At 36.8% G+C, this 3,514-nt stretch carries 6 protein-coding genes and 1 tRNA gene; all 7 read right to left on the reverse strand.

Annotated elements, in window-relative coordinates:
• Positions 1–223: hypothetical protein (locus J7J33_05925; protein MCD6168818.1), on the reverse strand; the 223-nt coding region annotated here is incomplete at its 3' end.
• Positions 220–414 (reverse strand): YtxH domain-containing protein, encoded by a 195-nt coding sequence (locus J7J33_05930; GenBank protein MCD6168819.1) that lies wholly within the window; start codon positions 412–414, stop codon positions 220–222. The genes J7J33_05925 and J7J33_05930, both read right to left, overlap by 4 nt.
• Complete coding sequence (locus J7J33_05935; protein MCD6168820.1) at positions 411–782, reverse strand: hypothetical protein; 372 nt, start codon at positions 780–782, stop codon at positions 411–413. The genes J7J33_05930 and J7J33_05935 overlap by 4 nt, the downstream gene beginning before the upstream one ends.
• A complete protein-coding gene (locus tag J7J33_05940; GenBank protein MCD6168821.1) occupies positions 779–1,714 on the reverse strand; it encodes a ribose-phosphate pyrophosphokinase in 936 nt (311 codons plus the stop codon). The genes J7J33_05935 and J7J33_05940 overlap by 4 nt, the downstream gene beginning before the upstream one ends.
• Positions 1,707–3,038 (reverse strand): bifunctional UDP-N-acetylglucosamine diphosphorylase/glucosamine-1-phosphate N-acetyltransferase GlmU, encoded by a 1,332-nt coding sequence (glmU, locus tag J7J33_05945; GenBank protein ID MCD6168822.1) that lies wholly within the window; start codon positions 3,036–3,038, stop codon positions 1,707–1,709. The genes J7J33_05940 and glmU overlap by 8 nt, the downstream gene beginning before the upstream one ends.
• 8 nt (positions 3,039–3,046) lie before the next feature.
• Positions 3,047–3,120 (reverse strand) — tRNA-Gln (locus tag J7J33_05950).
• A 38-nt stretch (positions 3,121–3,158) separates the two neighbouring features.
• On the reverse strand, positions 3,159–3,514 hold a 356-nt coding region (locus J7J33_05955; GenBank protein MCD6168823.1), incomplete at its 5' end, for a PH domain-containing protein.

The following is a 3,514-nucleotide window of genomic DNA, read 5'->3' on the forward strand; positions in this document are numbered from 1 at the left end:
TCACTATAACAACTGATACTATCTTTGATAAATTTTTCTTAATTCTTCTCTTCTCAAAATAGGTAGCAATTATAGAAATTACATAGGAAAGAATTAAAGTAAAAAGAAAGACTGGTATTAAAGACTTTAGCCTGTATATAACATAGAGAAGTAGAAAAAAAATAAGTACAGCAGAGAGAACTATAAAGCTCTTTTTAAAGATTGAAATACTACTTTGCGTCACTCTTCCTCTATTTCAACTGCTTCTCCCTGAAGCAACTCCTTTCCCTTCTGTAAGAGTTCTTTGCCTTTCTCTCCAAGTATCTTCCTTGTTTCAGCTCCCGATGCAGGTGCAAAGAGTATTCCGAGAACAAAGCCTATTATAGCACCAGTAATTAAGCCTCCAACAAAGTTTCCATCGTTTCTTTCACTCATTTCTTCTTACCTCCTTTCTTTGCAAAAGATTGATATATCTCAATTCCCTTTTTAATTCCCAAAATCAGGGGAAGATACTTCCCTATGGTTGAAAGGGTTTTTCCTCCCTGAGAATAGAGAAGGAAGGGTGTTATTTGAGATACAATATTTGATATATTTTTTATATTTCTAAGGGTAGATTCTGCCTCCTTTATTGTTTTATTAAGTCCTGGCTTCATCTCCTTTACAAGTTTTGACACCTCATCAGTTAACTCAGAAACCTTCCTTGTTATCTCCTTAAGATATACGCCGAGAAAAACAAGGATCAGTATTATGAGTATTGAATTAATAATTGATAATGTCAAAACTACATAAACCCACGCACTCATTTGAACAACTCACTTATAGAGGAATGTGTTTGAATTCTCTTTATTGCCTCTCCTATTAGGGGAGCAACTGAGAGAATCTTTAATTTCCCACACACATTACCATTTGGAACTTTAACTGTATCTGTAACAACTATCTCCTCTATTGGAGAATCACATACCCTTGGAAGGGATTCCTTACAGAAAATTCCGTGCGTTGCTGCTGCAAATACTCTTTTTACTCCCCTTTCTATAAGAATCTCTGTTGCATTTAGGAGAGTTCCACCTGTATATATCCCATCATCAATAATTATCGCATTCTTACCCTTTACATCCCCAATTAGATCCATCCTTGCCACCTCATCAGGTTTTATCCTCCTCTTTGCAAAAATTGCAATGGGAGCATTTAATCTCTCTGCAAGATACCTTGCCCTCGCAACACCACCAACATCTGGAGAAACAACAACCACATCACTTAGATTTTTACCCTTAAAGTAGTCAACAAAGATTGGAAGAGCTGTGAGATTGTCAGAAGGAATATCAAAAAATCCCTGTATTTGTCCTGCATGAAGATCTATTGCTACAAATCTTGTGGCGCCTGAGGCAACAATCAGATTTGCCATAAGTTTTGCACTTATGGGTTCTCTACCTCTTGTCTTCCTATCCTGTCTTGCATAGCCATAGTAGGGAGTTATGGCGCATATATTTTCAGCAGAAGCCCTTTTTAAGGCATCAAGAACAATGAATAACTCCATGTAGTTATCTGATGGAGGAGGTGTAGATTGGATTAAATAGACATTCTTTCCTCTAACATTCTCATTGATAATGACCTTTATTTCCCCATCAGCAAACCTACCTACCTCTATATCTCCCAAGGAGATACCTAAATATTCACAAACCTTTCTCGCAAGTTCAGGATTGGCATTTCCAGTAAAGACTTTAAAATCATCATTCATCTTTCTTCACCCATCCTTCTTTATTAATTTGTCTTGCCCTTCCAAGGGCAAGAGAGTAAGGAGGCACATCCTCTGTAATAACAGAGCCAGCCCCAGTGTAAGCACCTTTTCTTATAAACAAACCACCCTCCTTTGCAACAAGTATTGAATCAGAACCAATAAAAACATCATCCTCTATAATAGTTGGATGTTTCTTTTTTCCATCGTAGTTACAGGTTATCGTCCCTGCACCAATATTAACATTTTTCCCTATGGTTGCATCACCTATGTATGATAGATGTGGGACAGCGCTTTCTTCACCAACTGTTGATTTTTTAATCTCAACAAATGTTTTTGCCTTAGATTTTTTCATGAGCTTCGTTCCCTCTCTTATAGAGGCAAATGGCCCAATAATAACGCTATCTTTAACAATAACTTTCTCCTTTACAGCATCAATCCTTACAAAGGGACCTATTACACAACCCTCTCCAAACTCAACCTCTCCTTCAATATAAACTCCAGGATAAAAGATAGTATCTCTTCCAGCTTTAACAAAGGGAGAAATAAATGTTGTAGATGGATCAAATATTGTTACTCCATCCTCTTCCAATTCATTGATCTTCCTCTCTTTCATAATCTTAAAAACTTCTCTTAAATCCCTTCTCGTGTTGATTCCTATTATCTCTTCAAAAGGGACTGGCATTGAAATTATCCTATTACCATCATTTGCAGCAAGCCCAACAACATCTGTAAGATAATACTCCCTCTGAGCATTCTCATTCTTTATAAGAGGAAGATACTTTTTAAGAATCTCCCCTTTAAAGATGTAGATTCCACTATTTATCTCCTTTATCTCCCTCTCATCATCTTTAAGATCCCTATCCTCCTTTATACCAACTATCTTTTCTCCCTCCCTAACCACTCTTCCGTATGGTGATGGATTCTCAAGAATTGATGTTAATATAAGTATGTGAGCCCTCTTTTCTTTAAAAAATTCTTTTGCCTTAATAATTGTATCTTTCTCTATTAAAGGAACATCTGAAGGCATAACAAGAACATCATCACTATCCTCTATATAAGGAAGAATTCTTTTTGTGGCATCTCCAGTTCCTAAAGGCTCATCCTGTATAACAAAGTTTACATCAGAAATTTTAACGCTTTTTTCATAAATTTCCCTGTTTCTTCCCACCACAATAAATAAATTTGATGGTTTCAGTCCTGCATTAAGAAGTGTTTTTATGGGGTAATAGAGAATTGGATAACCAAAAATCTTATGAAGCACTTTTGGTGTGCTTGATTTCATCCTCTTCCCTATTCCTGCTGCAAGAATTACTCCCTTAAACATCTCTCCCTTGGCTGGGGTGGGAGGATTCGAACCTCCGGTCGCGGATCCAAAGTCCGCTGCCTTACCTCTTGGCTACACCCCACATTTTCTATTTTACTTTATTTAAAATCCAAGGTCAAACTACTCTTTTACTTTTCTTTCAAGTTCCCTTATAAAGATTTCCTCATCCTCAGGAGATGGAGTTATCCCATACTTTCCTTTTTTTGTTCTTATAAGCAAAACATTACTCCCAGCACTCGTTGCATACATTCTAACCATACCTTCATCTGAGTAGTAAACATTTCCCAAAGAAAAACCGGGAAATCTCTTGCTTGCCAAGGGATTAAAAACAAGATTTTTCTTCTCCCAACCCTCTATATCCTCATACTTAATCACATCATGGTATCCTCCGCATATAAGGTGTAATCCATCTTCTCTGAATTCGTATCTCATTGATCTGTAAATCACAAGAAGGTGTCCAGATATAATCATGAGCA

The sequence above is a fragment of the Caldisericia bacterium genome (genome assembly GCA_021158845.1).
GTDB lineage: Bacteria > Caldisericota > Caldisericia > B22-G15 > B22-G15 > B22-G15.